General features: G+C 39.2%; 16 protein-coding genes and 1 pseudogene. All 17 read right to left on the bottom strand.

Annotation, left to right across the window (positions count from 1 at the left end; translation table 11 throughout):
* Window positions 1–18: 18 nt before the first annotated feature.
* Window positions 19–2,551 (bottom strand): annotated as a pseudogene (locus BMY14_RS18170) (TIGR03960 family B12-binding radical SAM protein).
* A gap of 145 nt (window positions 2,552–2,696) precedes the next feature.
* Complete coding sequence (rodA, locus tag BMY14_RS18175) at window positions 2,697–3,800, bottom strand: rod shape-determining protein RodA (RefSeq protein WP_177177659.1); 1,104 nt, start codon at window positions 3,798–3,800, stop codon at window positions 2,697–2,699.
* Between the two features lie 163 nt (window positions 3,801–3,963).
* Window positions 3,964–4,242, bottom strand: a complete 279-nt coding sequence (gene minE, locus BMY14_RS18180) for a cell division topological specificity factor MinE (protein WP_019553305.1) — start codon at window positions 4,240–4,242, stop codon at window positions 3,964–3,966.
* 13 nt (window positions 4,243–4,255) lie between these two features.
* Window positions 4,256–5,044 carry a septum site-determining protein MinD gene (gene minD, locus BMY14_RS18185; RefSeq protein ID WP_019553306.1) on the bottom strand — a complete coding sequence of 263 codons (789 nt, stop codon included), beginning with the start codon at window positions 5,042–5,044 and terminating at the stop codon, window positions 4,256–4,258.
* A complete protein-coding gene (gene minC / locus BMY14_RS18190; RefSeq protein WP_091835041.1) occupies window positions 5,044–5,679 on the bottom strand; it encodes a septum site-determining protein MinC in 636 nt (211 codons plus the stop codon). Before minC ends, minD begins: the two co-directional genes overlap by 1 nt.
* Before the next feature lie 101 nt (window positions 5,680–5,780).
* Window positions 5,781–7,565: a penicillin-binding protein 2 gene (gene mrdA, locus BMY14_RS18195; protein ID WP_425438932.1), complete on the bottom strand. Its 1,785-nt coding sequence runs from the start codon at window positions 7,563–7,565 to the stop codon at window positions 5,781–5,783.
* A gap of 75 nt (window positions 7,566–7,640) precedes the next feature.
* On the bottom strand, window positions 7,641–8,135 hold the full coding sequence (gene mreD, locus BMY14_RS18200; protein WP_091835047.1) for a rod shape-determining protein MreD: 495 nt from the start codon (window positions 8,133–8,135) through the stop codon (window positions 7,641–7,643).
* Window positions 8,132–9,055, bottom strand: coding sequence for a rod shape-determining protein MreC (gene mreC, locus BMY14_RS18205; RefSeq protein WP_091835050.1), 924 nt, complete (start codon window positions 9,053–9,055; stop codon window positions 8,132–8,134). The genes mreD and mreC overlap by 4 nt, the downstream gene beginning before the upstream one ends.
* The gene (locus BMY14_RS18210) at window positions 9,055–10,089 is read right to left on the bottom strand and encodes a rod shape-determining protein (RefSeq protein ID WP_019553311.1); all 1,035 of its coding nucleotides are present in this window, start codon (window positions 10,087–10,089) and stop codon (window positions 9,055–9,057) included. Before BMY14_RS18210 ends, mreC begins: the two co-directional genes overlap by 1 nt.
* 46 nt (window positions 10,090–10,135) lie before the next feature.
* Window positions 10,136–10,831: a RadC family protein gene (radC, locus tag BMY14_RS18215; RefSeq protein WP_019553312.1), complete on the bottom strand. Its 696-nt coding sequence runs from the start codon at window positions 10,829–10,831 to the stop codon at window positions 10,136–10,138.
* Window positions 10,828–11,394 carry a Maf family protein gene (locus BMY14_RS18220; protein ID WP_091835053.1) on the bottom strand — a complete coding sequence of 189 codons (567 nt, stop codon included), beginning with the start codon at window positions 11,392–11,394 and terminating at the stop codon, window positions 10,828–10,830. Before BMY14_RS18220 ends, radC begins: the two co-directional genes overlap by 4 nt.
* Window positions 11,395–11,419: 25 nt before the next feature.
* Window positions 11,420–11,695: a DUF4321 domain-containing protein gene (locus BMY14_RS18225; RefSeq protein ID WP_425438933.1), complete on the bottom strand. Its 276-nt coding sequence runs from the start codon at window positions 11,693–11,695 to the stop codon at window positions 11,420–11,422.
* Window positions 11,696–11,943: 248 nt separating this feature from the next.
* Window positions 11,944–13,221, bottom strand: coding sequence for an ArsB/NhaD family transporter (locus BMY14_RS18230; protein ID WP_091835073.1), 1,278 nt, complete (start codon window positions 13,219–13,221; stop codon window positions 11,944–11,946).
* A 227-nt stretch (window positions 13,222–13,448) separates the two neighbouring features.
* Window positions 13,449–13,829 carry a biotin/lipoyl-containing protein gene (locus tag BMY14_RS18235; protein WP_091835059.1) on the bottom strand — a complete coding sequence of 127 codons (381 nt, stop codon included), beginning with the start codon at window positions 13,827–13,829 and terminating at the stop codon, window positions 13,449–13,451.
* 47 nt (window positions 13,830–13,876) lie between these two features.
* Window positions 13,877–14,023 (bottom strand): hypothetical protein, encoded by a 147-nt coding sequence (locus tag BMY14_RS20690; protein WP_177177661.1) that lies wholly within the window; start codon window positions 14,021–14,023, stop codon window positions 13,877–13,879.
* A gap of 14 nt (window positions 14,024–14,037) precedes the next feature.
* Complete coding sequence (mmdA, locus tag BMY14_RS18240; protein WP_091835062.1) at window positions 14,038–15,567, bottom strand: methylmalonyl-CoA decarboxylase subunit alpha; 1,530 nt, start codon at window positions 15,565–15,567, stop codon at window positions 14,038–14,040.
* Between the two features lie 55 nt (window positions 15,568–15,622).
* Window positions 15,623–15,946: methylmalonyl-CoA epimerase (mce, locus tag BMY14_RS18245; protein ID WP_091835065.1), on the bottom strand; the 324-nt coding region annotated here is incomplete at its 5' end.

The raw sequence follows: 15,946 nt of genomic DNA on the forward strand, positions 1-15,946 counted from the left end.
CGCTTCATCTCTCCCAATCTATACCAGATCGATCGGGGTCTGCCCCCCGGCATATAATCCTGTACGATGAATCAAAGCCTCATCTTCCAGAATCGGCATCGAAAATTGTGTTTTAAACACCTGTAAGATTTCACCTGGTTTCACACTGCCTGCAGGTGTTATTTTCGTCTTCATCGTAAAAACAATCATTTCATTTACAAACGCAGCCTGTACTGCCTCCTGCATGTACTGCTTTATTTCAACTTCTTTACAAGATTTCGGTGTTCTGCGAATATACGTAACGGCTTGTGCCAAATTATAAGCTTGCATTGCCTCACAAATAGCTGTTTGGTCCCCAATCAGCGGTATTTTCACATTATATTCGGCAAGATCAACAATTGCCATCATTGCCTTTTGTTTACCCTCAAACATCTTTGCCCGCAGAAGTTTTACTCCTTGTGGCAAGGCTTGACGAAGTCTATCGCAAAATACATTTTCTTCTACAGACTCTTTCAGTTCAACATCCATATATTCCGCAGCACTCGTTACACCTACCGCCAATGCAGAAGCAAACGAGATTTTCATATGCGGATTGAAGCCCTCCGAATAGGCAACCGGCAATTTTGCCCGACGAATCGCCCGTTCCATAAGGGATGCATAATCAAGATGTGATACATAACGAATTTCATCGCCCTTGGTAATCTCTGTCCGAAATTTAGTCATGACGCTTCCCCCAATCCACTACTTTTACATCAAGATTCGGACAAACTCCACAAGCACTACATTTACCATGCCGGCAATCTTCTGTAAGTTCTTCTTTTAAAGCATGATGATATTCTCTAAGCAAAAATTCTTTATTAACCCCAGGCGTTACATGTTCCCATGGCAAAAGTTCATTTTTGCTGCGCTCCCGCTGATTGTAAAAAGCTGGATCAATGCCACAAGTTTCAAAAGCTTTCATCCAGATATCATATCTAAAAAGTTCTGACCAGCCATCGAATTTTGCACCTTGTTTGAACGCTTCATAAATAACTTTGCTGAGACGACGATCACCACGCGTAATAGCTCCTTCAAGATAGCTGATGTGTGCATCGTGGTAGTTAAACTGAATCGCACGATCACGGATATGCTCTTTTAAAAGTTTCTGTTTTCTGGCAAATTCCTCCTGCGTATTTTGCGAAAACCATTGGAACGGTGTATATGGTTTTGGCACAAAACAAGCCACACTGACCGTGACTCGCGCCCCACGTTTACCAGTAACCTGCCGATATAAGTCAACCACTTTCTGTGCCAGTCGAGCAATCCCAATAATATCCTCATCTGTTTCAGTCGGCAGCCCCATCATAAAATACAATTTCACGGTATTCCAGCCATTTTCAAAAGCACTTCTTACGGCTTGTTCAAGGTTTGCTTCCGTCACACCTTTATTAATAACGTCACGCAGCCTCTGGGTTCCGGCTTCCGGGGCAAATGTTAAACCACTTTTCCTGACCTGCTGCAATTTATGAGCAAGTTCGATCGAAAAACTGTCTATACGCAGTGAAGGTAAAGAAAGTGCCAGTTTTTCCTTTTTAAAATCTTCCATAATATCTGTCACAAATTCGCCCAAACATGAATAATCCGCTGAGCTAAGTGAGGTCAACGCCATTTCATCATAACCTGTCGATGCAACGAGTTGTTTTGCCAGGGCGCGCAGTTTCTCTGGTGTGCGTTCACGTACCGGTCTGTATGAAATTCCCGCCTGACAGAAGCGGCAGCCTCTTGTACAGCCACGAAAGAGTTCTAACATGATCCGATCATGCACAATATCAATATAAGGTACCACGGGGCTTTCGAGAAAAGTAACCTCATCCATATTTTTTACAACTCTTTTTTGAACGAGTGGGCGTGCTTCTGGACAGATAGGCAAAACAGATTCAATTAAATTCTCATTATTATACTGTACCGCATAAAAAGATGGTACATAAATTCCGTCCAGAACCGCAAGTCGTTTCAACAAACCTTGCCGCCCCTGAACACATCCATCTTTTTTCCATTGAATAAAGCACTCGACTACTTCAACAATGATTTCTTCACCTTCACCAATAATAAAAAAATCAAAGAATTCCGCAATAGGTTCCGTGTTATATACGCATGGTCCGCCACCGACAATAAATGGATCTGTATCCTTTCGTTCCACCGCAAAAAGTGGTATATTGGCTAAATCCAGCATATTTAAAATATTAGTGTAAATCATTTCATATTGCAAAGAAAAACCGACAAAGTCGAACTGCGACAGGGGGGTAAATGTTTCGAGTGAATACAATGGGATTTTATTTTCCCGCATTTTAGCTTCCATATCGATCCAGGGTGCATACACCCTTTCAGCAGCCGTATCCTCACGCTTGTTCAAAATCTCATACAATATTTTCAAGCCCAGATTTGACATACCTACTTCATATACATCGGGCAAAGCAAGCGCAAACGTACACTGCACCTGTGCATGATCTTTTTGTACTGCATTAAATTCATTGCCTGTATACCTTGCTGGTTTATTGACCGCATGAATCATTGCCGGATCAAGTTTTACCATATAATTTAATAACCTCCATTATCCATTCAAAATTAAACATAAGCTATCATACCGACTATGTGATCTACTCTATATTATAGCTTGAGCAAATAAGTCTAAATTCCCCATACGAGAAATAGGGCACCATGCTTAGCACCCTGTTTATTTAAAATAAGATTTTTTGTCTTCGCATATAGATATTCAACAAAATACCAATTGACATCATATTAGTCGTAAGAGAACTAACACCATAACTCATGAGCGGCAGAGGAATACCGGTAACCGGCATAATACCAGTTGTCATTCCAACATTCACAAGCACGTGAAATGCGAGCATTGATGAAATCCCCACCGCTAACAACATTCCAAAATTATCACTAGCCTCACGGGCTATTTTTACCCCACGATAAAGAAGAATGAGATATAGAATCAGCAAAATAGCCGCTCCAACAAAGCCAAGTTCTTCACCAACAACTGCAAAAATAAAATCTGTGTGGTTTTCTGGTAAAAAATTAAGCTGACTCTGCGTGCCGCCAAATAACCCTTTTCCAAAGAGCATACCGGAGCCAATCGCAATTTTAGATTGAATAATATGATATCCTGACCCTAACGGATCTACATTTGGATCCATAAACACCATGATGCGCATTTTCTGATAATCTTTTAAAAAGTGCCACAAAACTGGTAAGCAGGCAATACCTGCACCAAAAATCATTGCCAGTAAACGCAAATTGACCCCCGCCGCAAAAATCATACCAACAAAGATTGCTAAAAAGACGAGAGAAGTACCTAAATCCGGCTGCTTCAACACAAGCAGAAACGGTACTCCTAAATAAGCTGCAATCGGCAATAAATCCTTAAACGTATTAAGTTTGCCAATTTTATCTTCCAATATTGCTGCTAAAGAAATAATCATAATTATTTTTGAAAACTCAGAGGGCTGCAATGTAATCGGTCCAATTTGTATCCAGCGTTGTGCTCCCAGAGCCGATTGTCCAAGCACCATAACAGCAACCAGCATGACTAAATTGAAAATATAAAGACGATTTCCATAATGCTGCAACATTTTATAATCGAAATTCAATAGAAAAAAAATCAATAGGCCATTAATGATTGCGAAAATCCCCTGCCGCTGCACAAACCAATAGCGTTCATCACTTGGTGTATTGATATGCGTAGCACTCCCAATGATAACTAAACTTATAACAATGATTGCAGCTACTGTGGCAATCATTGTTATATCCAATCTTCGTAACAATCTGTTATTCATAATAATTTACCTTTTAGGTCCCCCTGTTATTTTCGTAAAAAAGAGTTTTCCTTTTTTACGCGTACAAAATATAACGTAAATGCACAACCCAAAATGGTCTTTTACGCATTTCGCAAAAGACCATTGACTACAAAAAAGTCACAATTTCGCCTGCATGTTTGATTCATCTTCGGATACCAGAATTATGTTTCATTCTATTTACCGGAATATTCGCCACGAGTGCTACGGACGTTTCATCATTAGCCAAGGTGATTTCCATATCCTGCTTGTTTATTTCCATATAATTTGAAATCACTTTTATGATATCATCTTTCAATAGTTTCATTACTTCCGGTGAAATATTGGCTCTGTCGTGAATCAAAACTACTTTTAACCGATCCCTAGCTACTTCTTTTGATGATTTATTTGTTTTACCAAACATTTTTATAATCGATTCCAACATCCCATCAACCTCCTTACCAGCCAAAAACGCGTCGCAATTTCACCAAAAATCCATCTTCCAAAAACTCCATAAATGGAATTTCCTCACCACAGATACGTCCAACAATATTACGATAAGCTTGCCCTGCCTCAGAATTACGATTTGTAATTACAGGGTCACCTCGATTCGTTGATGTAACAACCAACTCATCATCTGGTACTTGTCCTATACATTTAATCGATAAGATCTCATCAATATCATCCATATCAAGCATATCACCATTTCGCACCATTTGTGGACGAATGCGATTGACAATCAGTTCAATGTCTTCCTTATCAGCTCGCCCCAGTTCGCCAATAATTTTATCGGCATCACGCACAGCTGATATTTCAGGCATCGTCACAACAATAGCCCGATCTGCGGCAGCAATTGCCGTCTTGAAGCCCTGTTCAATACCAGCAGGGCAATCAATTAATATATAATCAAATTCACTGCGAAGCTCATTACAAAGTGCTATAAGTTGTTCTTCATTCACTGCCATTTTATCTTTAACCTGTGATGTAGGCAGCAAATAAAGTGTATCATATTTTTTATGACGAACCAGCGCTTTTTTATATGTAACACGGCCCTCCGTCACATCAATCAAATCATACATAATTCGATTTTCAAGTCCCAGCAATAAATCTAAATTTCTTAGGCCTGTATCTGTATCAATCAATACAACTTTTTTGCCCCGCTCAGCAAGACCTACCCCCAAATTTGCCGTCGTCGTCGTTTTACCAACGCCGCCTTTTCCAGAAGTGATAACAATAACCTCACTCATTAGCCAGCCCCCAATCTATGTACCGGTTCAATCACAATCATTGCATCTCGTATGAAAGCACGTTCCGTACATTTTGTTTTTTCTATGTGGTCGGGCGCCCTGGCAACCAATTCTGCAATACGAATCTGCATTGCCATCATATGATCAGCAATAACAAACGCATTTGAATCACCAAATGCTCCTGCATGGACAATACCGCGACACACCCCTTGAATATCAATATTCCCACCGGCGATAATCTTAGCACCGGGATTTACATTTCCCTGAATCACTATGGAACCATTACAAATAATCTCTTGGCCGCCGCGGACTGTTTTATTAATAATCGTCGTTTCTCGTATTCCCGGAATTTCAGCTTCTATTTCTTCCTGTTTTCTTGAAATTGATTTTTGCAGAGAAAAATCCACAGCTTGTAATGTTATCCCGTAACGTTTAAATAACAAGCTCAGTTCGGCTTCCTGCTCTTTGGTGAGCCGATTTGCAGCTACCTTGATGATTGTTCCTTCTGAAAAAAAATTAAGTGCAGACTCCAATTTTTTTTTCAATTGATCCCTAATGTTACCAAAATCCGCTGTTTCGTTTAAAATCAGTTGTAACCCAACCCGACTGCCTTTAAACATCACATCTTCACTCATAAGTACTCCCACACTTTATTTGTACAGTTTATAGTATTTAAAAGATTACTTCGCTTTTTTTTGACATATTCCTGCTTTTTTTTAATTTGTCAATATATCAATTACTTTTGTGCTGCATCCTCTGGATTTACAATACCAAATGCCGCCTCTAGAATTTTTTTACCAATTGGTACCGCCGACTGTGAACCAAAACCACCTTGTTCAACGAGAACCGCCACTACAATATTGGGATCGTCAAATGGCCCATACGCAATAAACCAACCATGATCTTTTCCTTGTGAATTTTCAGCTGTTCCGGTCTTCCCGGCAATTTTAACTGGAAAATCTTTACCGAACGAAGATGCCGCAGTTCCGACCGTTGTAACTTCCCGAAGTCCATCTTGGACAAGTGCTATGATATCCGGACTGACATCAAGCCGCCCTAGCTCTTCCGGTTTAAAGTCTTTCAGTACCTGCCCATTTGGATCCGTAATCTGTTTTACGAGATACGGTTTATATCGAATGCCACCATTGGCTATTTCACTCATTACAACAGCGATCTGCAATGGTGTTACCAAATTGAACCCCTGTCCAATGGCAGCATCAAAGGTTTCCGATAAATACCAATCATCATCAAAAACTTTTCGTTTATAGGCGCGGTTCGCCACAAGTCCATCTGATTCATAAGGCAAATTGATGCCGGTTCTAGCTCCCAAACCAAACATGCGGCCATACTTCTCCAGTTTATCAATACCTAAACGATTACCCATCTCATAAAAATAAACATTATCAGAATGAGCCAATGCCATTTTAAAACTAATCCAACCTAATGCCTCACCTTCGGAATTAACCTTGGGAATAATCCAGTGACGTCCCGAATCAAAAATCATTTCGTCCGGCCCCACCTTCCCTTCTGATAAAGCAGCTATCCCCGTGATAATTTTAAAAGGAGACCCTGGTGGATATTCACCAGTAATTGCTTTATTATCAAGAGGAAAATTTGGATTATCATTAATCATCTTCCAATCTTTATTGGAAATGCCACGGGCAAAAAGATTTGGATTGAAAGCCGGTCGGCTTACCATTGCTAAAACCTCACCTGTTTTAGGATTAAGTACTACGGCAGCTGCAGCTTTCGCATGGATTTTAAGCAACTGTTCATCAATCGCTTTTTCAGCTACTTTTTGAATTTTCTCATCAATTGTCAACGTTAAATTCGCACCAGGTATCGGTTCTTTTCTGCCTAAAATCTGTACTGGTTTACCTGTAACATCGACTTCAACTTGTTCACCGCCATCCGTACCGCGTAATTCTTTATCATAAACTTTCTCCAAGCCGAATTTACCAATGATATCACCAGAGCGATACCCTTCGCCTTTACGTTTTGCAAGTTCGTCATCACTAATTTCGCTCACATACCCAAAAACATGGGCCGCCATATCCATATTTATATAATTTCGAATCGGCTGTACTTCAATGACAACCCCCGGATACGCTTCTTTTTGTTCTTCAATAATTGTAAGAACTTCCGGCCCAATATCTGTTTTTATACGAATCGGATCAAAACCACTATGCTGATCAATTTTCTTGTGAATTTCTACTTTATCCACCTTAAGTAGTGTAGATAATCGGTCTATTACATCTTCAGAAATCGGTGCTGTCAGTGGAAGTAACGATACCGTAAACCCTGGACGATTTGACACAAGCAACGTTCCATTTCTATCATAAAAAATACCACGCGGTGCCATAGCTGGAATCAGCCTGATGCGGTTACCATCAGCAAGTCCAGCATAATATTCACCATCATAAACTTGTAAAAAACCGAGCCTCGCAATCAATACAAAAATAACAACCATCACTGTAATGGATAGTATTTTCAATCGTCCTTTAAAATCTTTCGTGACCACCAGTATCCCTCTCCCATAAACCTAATAATTAAGGCACCCAGAAAACAAGGTGCCTTAATTATTATTCAAAGAATTTTAACGTTTTTCTTTTACCAATTCACAAATTTTATAAACGAATTTATGCACTGGAAAAGCAAATATTACATTATACAGCAATAGCGGTAATAATATATGCTCCATATGATGCACCAAATTAAACCGATAACCTAATAATACCATAAGCACGGCTGAAATGAAATAATTTAAACTTGTTGCAATTATCATTGACATAATAGGCAAAAAGAAATTTTCTTTAAATACTTTATGTTCAACAAGTCCAAATGCATAACCTAAAATCATTTTACAAAATGTATTCATCCCAAAAAAAGTACCCGAAGCCAAATCCTCCAACAGTCCCGCCGAAAACCCCATCAAAAATCCAAACCGACTTCCCCGCAATAAACTAAAAGAAATAACCACAATCAATAAAATATCAGGACTAACACCATTATAAGCGATGATCGGTAGTAAAGACGACTGCAAAATATATAAAACCACTAAGCAAATGCCCCAAATGAAACATTTCTTCATTTGGTATCACCCGCTGCTGAATCTGACTCAATCGCAGCTTGTTCAGGTACTACCGGTGCAAGCGGTGCGGGTAAGGCTTCCCGCGAATTTATAATCACGGCTACTTCTTCTAATTTTTGAAAATCAACGGCTGGTTTTAATATAGCATATTTTAAAAGTCCACCCTCATCATTGTCGATGCGATCAACAATGCCTACAGCAAGTCCTTTGGGATATACACCGCCAAAACCAGATGTAACAATTTGATCACCTTCGATAACATCCGCATCACGAGGGATATTAACCATACGGGCCATCATTTTATCATCTTTGTTGCCTTGAACAATACCGGCCACTCTCGATTCAGGCCGCTGTACAATCGTCCCAACGGCAGAACGAGGATCTAAGATCAGTTCAACTTTGGCCGAAGAAGAAAAAGCTTCCACAACATTTCCTACAAGTCCTTGAGACGTAATGACCGCCATATCTTTTTTCAAACCATCGTTTGTCCCACGATTAATCATAATAGTATTGGTCCAGGTAACTGAATCACGGGCAATGACAGTTGCAATCACAAGATCAAACTGCGTTGATGCTTGTTTATAGGCAAGCATCGTGCGCAGTCTTTCATTTTCCGATGCCAGCTCATTCGACTGTAAATTTAAAGCACGCAATTGTTCTACTTCTGATTTCAGCATTTTATTTTGTTCATAAACCGTAGCAATCTCCCATACTGACGAAGTCACATAACGAATTTCATTGTTCACTGTACTCATCAAGCCTTGAAATGGCGCCAATGTTGTCATTACAATCCGTTCACTGAGCGGAAATTGGTATCGCCCACGGGCCGCAAAGAAAATCAGACAAAATACGCTGACCACAACAAAGATAAGTATCCATATTTTTTTATTTGAATTTGTCTCTTTTCTTACTCTATTCATTATCTTAACTTTTTAGGTGTCATTACAACACGTTTCAAAAGCTCTATACTTTCTAAAGATTTGCCAGTTCCTTCACCAACACAAGACAATGCATCTTCGGCAACGAGTACTGGCATACCCGTTTCATGACTCAACAATTTATCCAAGTTGCGTAAAAGAGCACCACCACCCGTCATCATAATTCCATGATCCATGACGTCTGCCGCAAGTTCTGGCGGCGTTTTTTCAAGAGTTCCTTTTACAGCCTCAATGATTTTCTGGATTGGTTCACTGAGCGCTTCTTTAATTTCACTCGACTTGATCGTCAATGTTTTAGGTAAACCACTAACCAAGTCCCTGCCACGAATATCCATCGATGCATCACCAGTTGGAACAATTGCTGAACCAATCTCAATCTTGATTGCTTCCGATGTACGTTCACCGATCATTAAATTATATGTTTTTTTGATATATTGACTAATTGCATCATCCATTTCATCGCCACCAATACGAATAGAACGACTCGTCACAATACCACCAAGAGAGATCACGGCAATTTCTGTCGTACCGCCGCCAATGTCTACTACCATACTTCCCATAGCCTCTTCCACTGGAAGTCCCGCGCCAATTGCTGCGGCCATTGGTTCTTCAATCAAATACGCTTCACGAGCTCCGGCCTGCATCGCAGCATCAACAACCGCTCTTTTTTCAACTTCCGTAACGCCAGATGGGACACCTATTACTACGCGAGGCCGCACAAAAGATTTTGTATTCATCGCTTTTCTGATAAAATATTTAAGCATTGCTTGTGTTACATCAAAATCAGCGATTACGCCATCTTTCATTGGTCTTACTGCAACGATGTTACCAGGTGTACGACCAATCATTTGTTTTGCTTCTTCACCAACAGCAAGAACCTCACCGTTATCACGCTGAATAGCAACTACAGAAGGCTCACGAAGCATGATCCCCTTCCCCTTTACATGCACTAATGTATTTGCAGTACCGAGGTCGATACCCATGTCATGCGACAAACCACCAAAAAGATTCCACATTTTTTACATAAACTCCCTTCAACATATAAACCATAATCAAATACTATTATTCTATCATACCTTTTTCTTTTAAGCTAACATATTTGTTATCTCCTATAATAATATGATCCAACACCGGAATATCCATGATAACTCCTGTTTGAATCAATTTTCTTGTTACACAAATATCTTCCTTACTGGGGCTCGGATCACCACTCGGATGATTATGAATCAAAACGATTGCCGCCGCAGCATGGTACATCGCTTCGCGAAAAACCTCACGCGGATGGACAATCGACGCACTTAAACTACCAATAGAAACCGTATGTACTGCCAAAACATGATGTTTCGTATTCAGCAGCATTACGATAAAATACTCTTTGGTTTCATAACGAAAACGAGGCATAACATAATCTACAATATCACGAGGTTTCTCAATAACAGTCCGAAGCTCAGCCGTCTGTTCCGCAAGGCGTCGGCCAAGTTCAATCGCAGCCAAAACCGTGACTGCTTTCACTGTACCAATACCCTTAATTTTACTAAATTCATGGGGCGACAAATTAACAATGGAGGCCAACCCTCGTTCTTTATATTGCGCCAGCAGCTTTTCAGCTACATGAAGCACAGAATCTTCTTTTGTACCGGTTCGCAATAGAATCGCTAATAATTCTGCATTATTTAACGACTGAGCGCCTTTTGCCAATAACTTTTCTCGCGGTCTTTCTGCCACGGGTAAGTCCTTAACCATAGGCATGTTATTCATCGTAAATCAAGACCAGCTCTCTTAGCAAGTTTTAACAAATTATATAAAGGCAGACCAACTACATTGGAATAGCTTCCTTCAAGCTGTTTCACAAAAGCTGCTGCATAGCCTTGAATTGCATATGCCCCGGCTTTCCCCATTGGTTCTCCAGTCGCTATATAGTCTTTAATTTCAGCATCTGTCAAAAGACAAAATGTCACATTTGTTTTTACCACATCATACCAAATTTCTTCACCTTTTGCCAAAACGATACCCGTATACACTTGATGTGTATTTCCTATTAAAGCATTAAGTATCCGAAACGCATCTTCTTGATCAACTGGTTTCCCATACACATGTCCGGCAAATGAAACAATCGTATCTGCCGCCACTACAGGAAGAACTATATTTTCTCGCTTGACCACGTCTTTGGCTTTAGCCAATGCATTGTTAATAACCAATTGTTCCGGTGGTATGCCCTCTCCATTATTTTCCATAACAGCACTCGGCACACAATAAAATTCACAACCAATTTGTTTTAACAATTCCTGACGACGCGGCGATTCTGAAGCTAATATAATCAAAATACAACCTCCCAAGAATTGTTTGTTAATATTTTCTAAAAAGAAAAACAGCCAATAAAACACCAAAAATGCTCATAAGATTTGGCGCAAAAATAAGGCCAAATGACAACTGAATAACATATAAATTTATATGCACCGGACTTAAATCAAGGATGGGATATGTTTGTACCAAATAGGGAACAATGCCGTTCAACGCTGTTATTTCTTTCATTAGTTCTCCTAAAATACCGCCTAAGACTGCTCCTATAACCACAAACAATACACATATACCAACACTTTTTGTTGACCCACGCAATATCATAGCCTCCAATCACCAATGGGTTCATGTTTAATACTCTTACCGAATTCTATAATTTCTATTTTGTATACAAAAATCCCTGCAAAATAAAAATTTTTCTCAAAAACACTTACACAGTGAGTATTCATCTTGTATCAATCAAACGATATTATATCACATATACCTTTGAATAAGCCATGAAAAATAGAAAAAACCTACATTTTAATATTTTCACACACCCTTTTTGCAAAATCAAAATCCGTTTCTTGCTTTTACATTAAATAGCGCAAATATACATACACGGTCGATAAACAAATTGTTAAAATCATGATAGGAAATCCTACTTTAATATATTGAATAAATGAAATTTTATAACCAGCTTCTGCCGCCATTCCAGCTACGATAAGATTAGCTGAAGCACCTACGATCGTCCCATTCCCGCCAAGGCAAGCTCCCAGGGCCAAACTCCACCATAAAGGTTCTAAATTTGTTACTCCCATTGTTCCCATATTTTGAATGAGAGGAATCATAGTGGCTACAAATGGAATATTATCTAAAAAAGCTGACAAGAGTGCACTTGCCCATAAAATCAGCAATGAACTTTTTGTTATATCACCACCTGTTAATTCCATACCTTGTTCGGCAATCCATTTAATAGCCCCAACCTCTATCAAACCACCAACAGCGGCAAATAAACCAATAAAGAAAAAAATTGTTGTCCATTCTACTTTATCAAAAGCTTTCTCAATAAATTTATGGTCCCGCTTACCAATCAACAGTAAAATAAATGCACCACCTAAAGCTATTAAAGAGGATTCCACATGAAAGCTCTGATGTGTAAAAAATCCAAGAATTGTAAGCGCCAAAACACCTAAACATTTTTTTAACAGCATTGGATCTTTCAGTACCTTTTTTTCATCGAGCATCATCAATTGTGCTTTAAGCTGCGGTGTAGTCACGAGTGAATCACGATATAACATAATCAAAACAAGAATCACAGCCATTAAATTAATGAAAGCGATTACTGCTAAATTTTCAATAAAAGCTAAAAACGTCAATTCCGGAACTGCACTCCCAATCATGATATTCGGTGGATCGCCAATCAGGGTAGCCGTTCCACCTATATTCGATGCAATAATCAACATAATTAAATAAGGAATTGGCTTAACCTTTAGTTTGTTCGTTATGCTTAACGTTACAGGCACCATCAACAAAACTGTCGTAACATTATCAAGAAATGCAGAAAATACCGCGGTAATTAAAGCCAAATAAAACAAAATACGTATTGGTTTTCCCTTTGCTTTTTTGGCCGACCAAATTGCAATATAATTAAAAAGCCCTGTCTGTCCTGTTATCGACACAATAATCATCATACCAATCAATAACCCGAGTGTATTGAAATCAATATGCTGTAAAGCTTGTTCTTGCGTTAAAACACCAGCTGCAATCATCAAAATCGCCCCCAGCATTGACACAATAGTTCGATTTATTTTCTCAGATACAATAAATGCATACATACCAAGAAAAATAATGGCTGCTACGATTGTCATATTTTCCATAAAAACCTCCACTTAATAAATAATCCCTATAAACTTCTATAAATGAAAAAACTGCATTGCTGTGTCAATTTACCTAAAAAAACACAAAAAAGAGCCTGGTTTGACCAGACTCCTCCAAAGAACATACTATTCACTTATATATAGTATAACAAAAAATCAAGCGAAAGAAAAGACCATATACGAAACTATATCGTATATGGTCTTTCATTAGGAAAACCTTAAGCAAGAATAACTAAAGCTTCGCCAGGTTTTACACTTTGACCTGCGGCAACATTAAATGCTTTTACTGTACCAGCTGCCGGAGCTGTAATTTCATTTTGCATTTTCATAGCTTCAAGAATCAATAAAACTTCGCCAGCTTTTACAGCTTGGCCTTCCGCAGCAACAAGTTTCACGATTTTACCAGGCATTGGTGCATTCACTGCTGTTTCACCAGCTGCGGCAGCAACTGCTGCTTTTGCTGTTGGAGCTGAAGCTGCTGCTTTTGGAGCCGGAGCTGCTGCTTTTGGAGCTGCTGCTTTTGGAGCTGGAGCTGCTTTCACTTCTTCAATTTCAACATCGTAGGCAGTACCATTAACTTTAATATTAAATTTTTTCACTTTCTATTCCTCCAAAACGATAAATTAATTTTATTTAAATAACGATTTTACATTGAATTACGGCGACCCGCCATAACCCAAGCATCACTGCGTGTAATACGCACAGCAACGACTTTGTTACCAACGACCATCTGTACTGCTGCTGAAATAGCGGCAATCACTTCCGGGTTGATATTTTGTGCATCAATTTTCATTACAAACCTTCTCCTTATAATGGAATATTGCCATGTTTTTTAGCAGGACTATCTTCGCGTTTGCTAGCAAGCATGTTCAATGCCGTAATAATACGAGGTCTTGTTTCACTTGGTTCAATAACCATATCGACATAACCACGTTCCGCAGCTTTATAAGGTGTTGCAAACTCTTCAACATATTCAGCAGTCTTAACAGCAACATCAGGATCTTTACGGAAAATAATATTAGCTGCGCCAGCAGGACCCATGACAGCAATTTCAGCTGTAGGCCAAGCCATAACCTGATCAGCACCAAGTTCATGTGAGCACATCGCAATATAAGATCCGCCATAAGCTTTACGTATAATAACGGTGACTTTTGGTACAGTTGCTTCACAATAAGCATATAACATTTTTGCACCATGACGAATAATACCGCCATATTCTTGATCCGTACCTGGTAAGAAACCTGGTACATCTACAAGATTTACAACTGGAATATTGAATGCATCGCAAAAACGAATAAAACGAGCTGATTTATCCGATGCATTCACATCAAGACAGCCTGCCATTACTGCTGGCTGATTCGCAATAATACCAACGGACCTGCCATCAAAACGAGCAAAACAAGTAATGATGTTCTGCGCGAAATGTTCATGAACTTCATAAAAATCGCCATTATCAACTAAGGATGTAATAACATCTTTCATGTCATAAGGCATATTAGGATTATCAGGAATAATCGTATTTAGACTTTCATCCATACGAGATGCATCATCATCGGTTTCAACAATTGGTGCATCTTCCATGTTATTACTCGGTAAGAAACTTAACAGATAGCGAATCTGATTTATACAGTCTTCTTCATTTTCTGCAGCAAAATGAGCCACACCAGAAGTAGAATTATGAGTCATTGCTCCACCAAGCTGTTCTGCTGTAACTTCTTCTGCTGTAACAGATTTGATAACAGCCGGACCAGTAATGAACATTTGGCTCGTATTTTTTACCATATAAATAAAATCAGTGATAGCTGGTGAATATACGGCTCCACCAGCACACGGTCCCATGATTACAGAAATCTGAGGAACAACACCAGATGCTGCTGTATTTCTAAAGAAAATATTACCATATCCGCATAATGCATCAACAGCTTCTTGAATACGAGCTCCGCCTGAATCATTAATTCCGATAACTGGCGCTCCCATTTTCATAGCCAAATCCATAACTTTACAGATTTTAGCTGCATGCATTTCGCCCAGTGACCCACCTTCAACTGTGAAATCCTGTGCATATGCATATACGAGACGACCATCAACCGTACCATAACCGCTTATAACTCCTTCGGCTGGTAAATCTTTCTTTTCCTGACCGAAGTTCGTACAACGATGTTTCATAAACAGATCTAATTCGACAAAAGTATCTTCGTCAAAGAACATATTAATGCGTTCACGAGCTGTCATTTTACCTTTTGCATGTTGTTTTTCAATACGAGCAGCTCCGCCGCCCTGCATGATCTTTTCTTTGGTTTGATTCATAAGATCAATTTTTTCTTGAACAGTAGCCATTATATACCTCCTACAAAAACTAGCGTATCTTTAAAATACAAGTTATGTGTAAATTTTATTTATTGCGTTGGCAAAGTTCAACTAAAATTCCGCCTGTGGATTTTGGATGAACAAACGCAATACTTGATCCACCAGCACCATAACGTGGTTTTTCATCAATCATACGAACGCCTTTTGCCAATAAATCTGCAATCGTTTGTTCAATATTATCAACACGAAGTGCAATATGCTGAATCCCGTTTCTGCCATTGTTTTTTTCAATGAATTTTGCAATCGGACCATCCGGGGATGTCGATTCCAAAAGTTCTAATTCGCTGTCACCCGATGGGATAAAGCAAACTTTTACTTTTTGTTCTTCAACAATTTCTTCGCCTGTTGC

It is taken from the genome of Propionispira arboris (assembly GCF_900109225.1).
Taxonomy (GTDB): domain Bacteria; phylum Bacillota; class Negativicutes; order Selenomonadales; family Selenomonadaceae; genus Propionispira; species Propionispira arboris.

Bases quoted from the DNA above. Each gene is read 5' to 3' on its own strand.
- mmdA (WP_091835062.1), bottom strand. From the start codon at position 15,567: ATGGCTACTGTTCAAGAAAAAATTGATCTTATGAATCAAACCAAAGAA.
- BMY14_RS20690 (WP_177177661.1), bottom strand. From the start codon at position 14,023: ATGAAAATTGATGCACAAAATATCAACCCGGAAGTGATTGCCGCTATT.
- minC (WP_091835041.1), bottom strand. From the start codon at position 5,679: ATGAGTGAAGATGTGATGTTTAAAGGCAGTCGGGTTGGGTTACAACTG.
- BMY14_RS18230 (WP_091835073.1), bottom strand. From the start codon at position 13,221: ATGACAATCGTAGCAGCCATTATTTTTCTTGGTATGTATGCATTTATT.
- BMY14_RS18210 (WP_019553311.1), bottom strand. From the start codon at position 10,089: ATGTGGAATCTTTTTGGTGGTTTGTCGCATGACATGGGTATCGACCTC.
- BMY14_RS18225 (WP_425438933.1), bottom strand. From the start codon at position 11,695: ATGATATTGCGTGGGTCAACAAAAAGTGTTGGTATATGTGTATTGTTT.
- minD (WP_019553306.1), bottom strand. From the start codon at position 5,044: ATGAGTGAGGTTATTGTTATCACTTCTGGAAAAGGCGGCGTTGGTAAA.
- mreD (WP_091835047.1), bottom strand. From the start codon at position 8,135: ATGAAGAAATGTTTCATTTGGGGCATTTGCTTAGTGGTTTTATATATT.
- radC (WP_019553312.1), bottom strand. From the start codon at position 10,831: ATGAATAACATGCCTATGGTTAAGGACTTACCCGTGGCAGAAAGACCG.
- mreC (WP_091835050.1), bottom strand. From the start codon at position 9,055: ATGAATAGAGTAAGAAAAGAGACAAATTCAAATAAAAAAATATGGATA.
- minE (WP_019553305.1), bottom strand. From the start codon at position 4,242: ATGTTGGAATCGATTATAAAAATGTTTGGTAAAACAAATAAATCATCA.
- rodA (WP_177177659.1), bottom strand. From the start codon at position 3,800: ATGAATAACAGATTGTTACGAAGATTGGATATAACAATGATTGCCACA.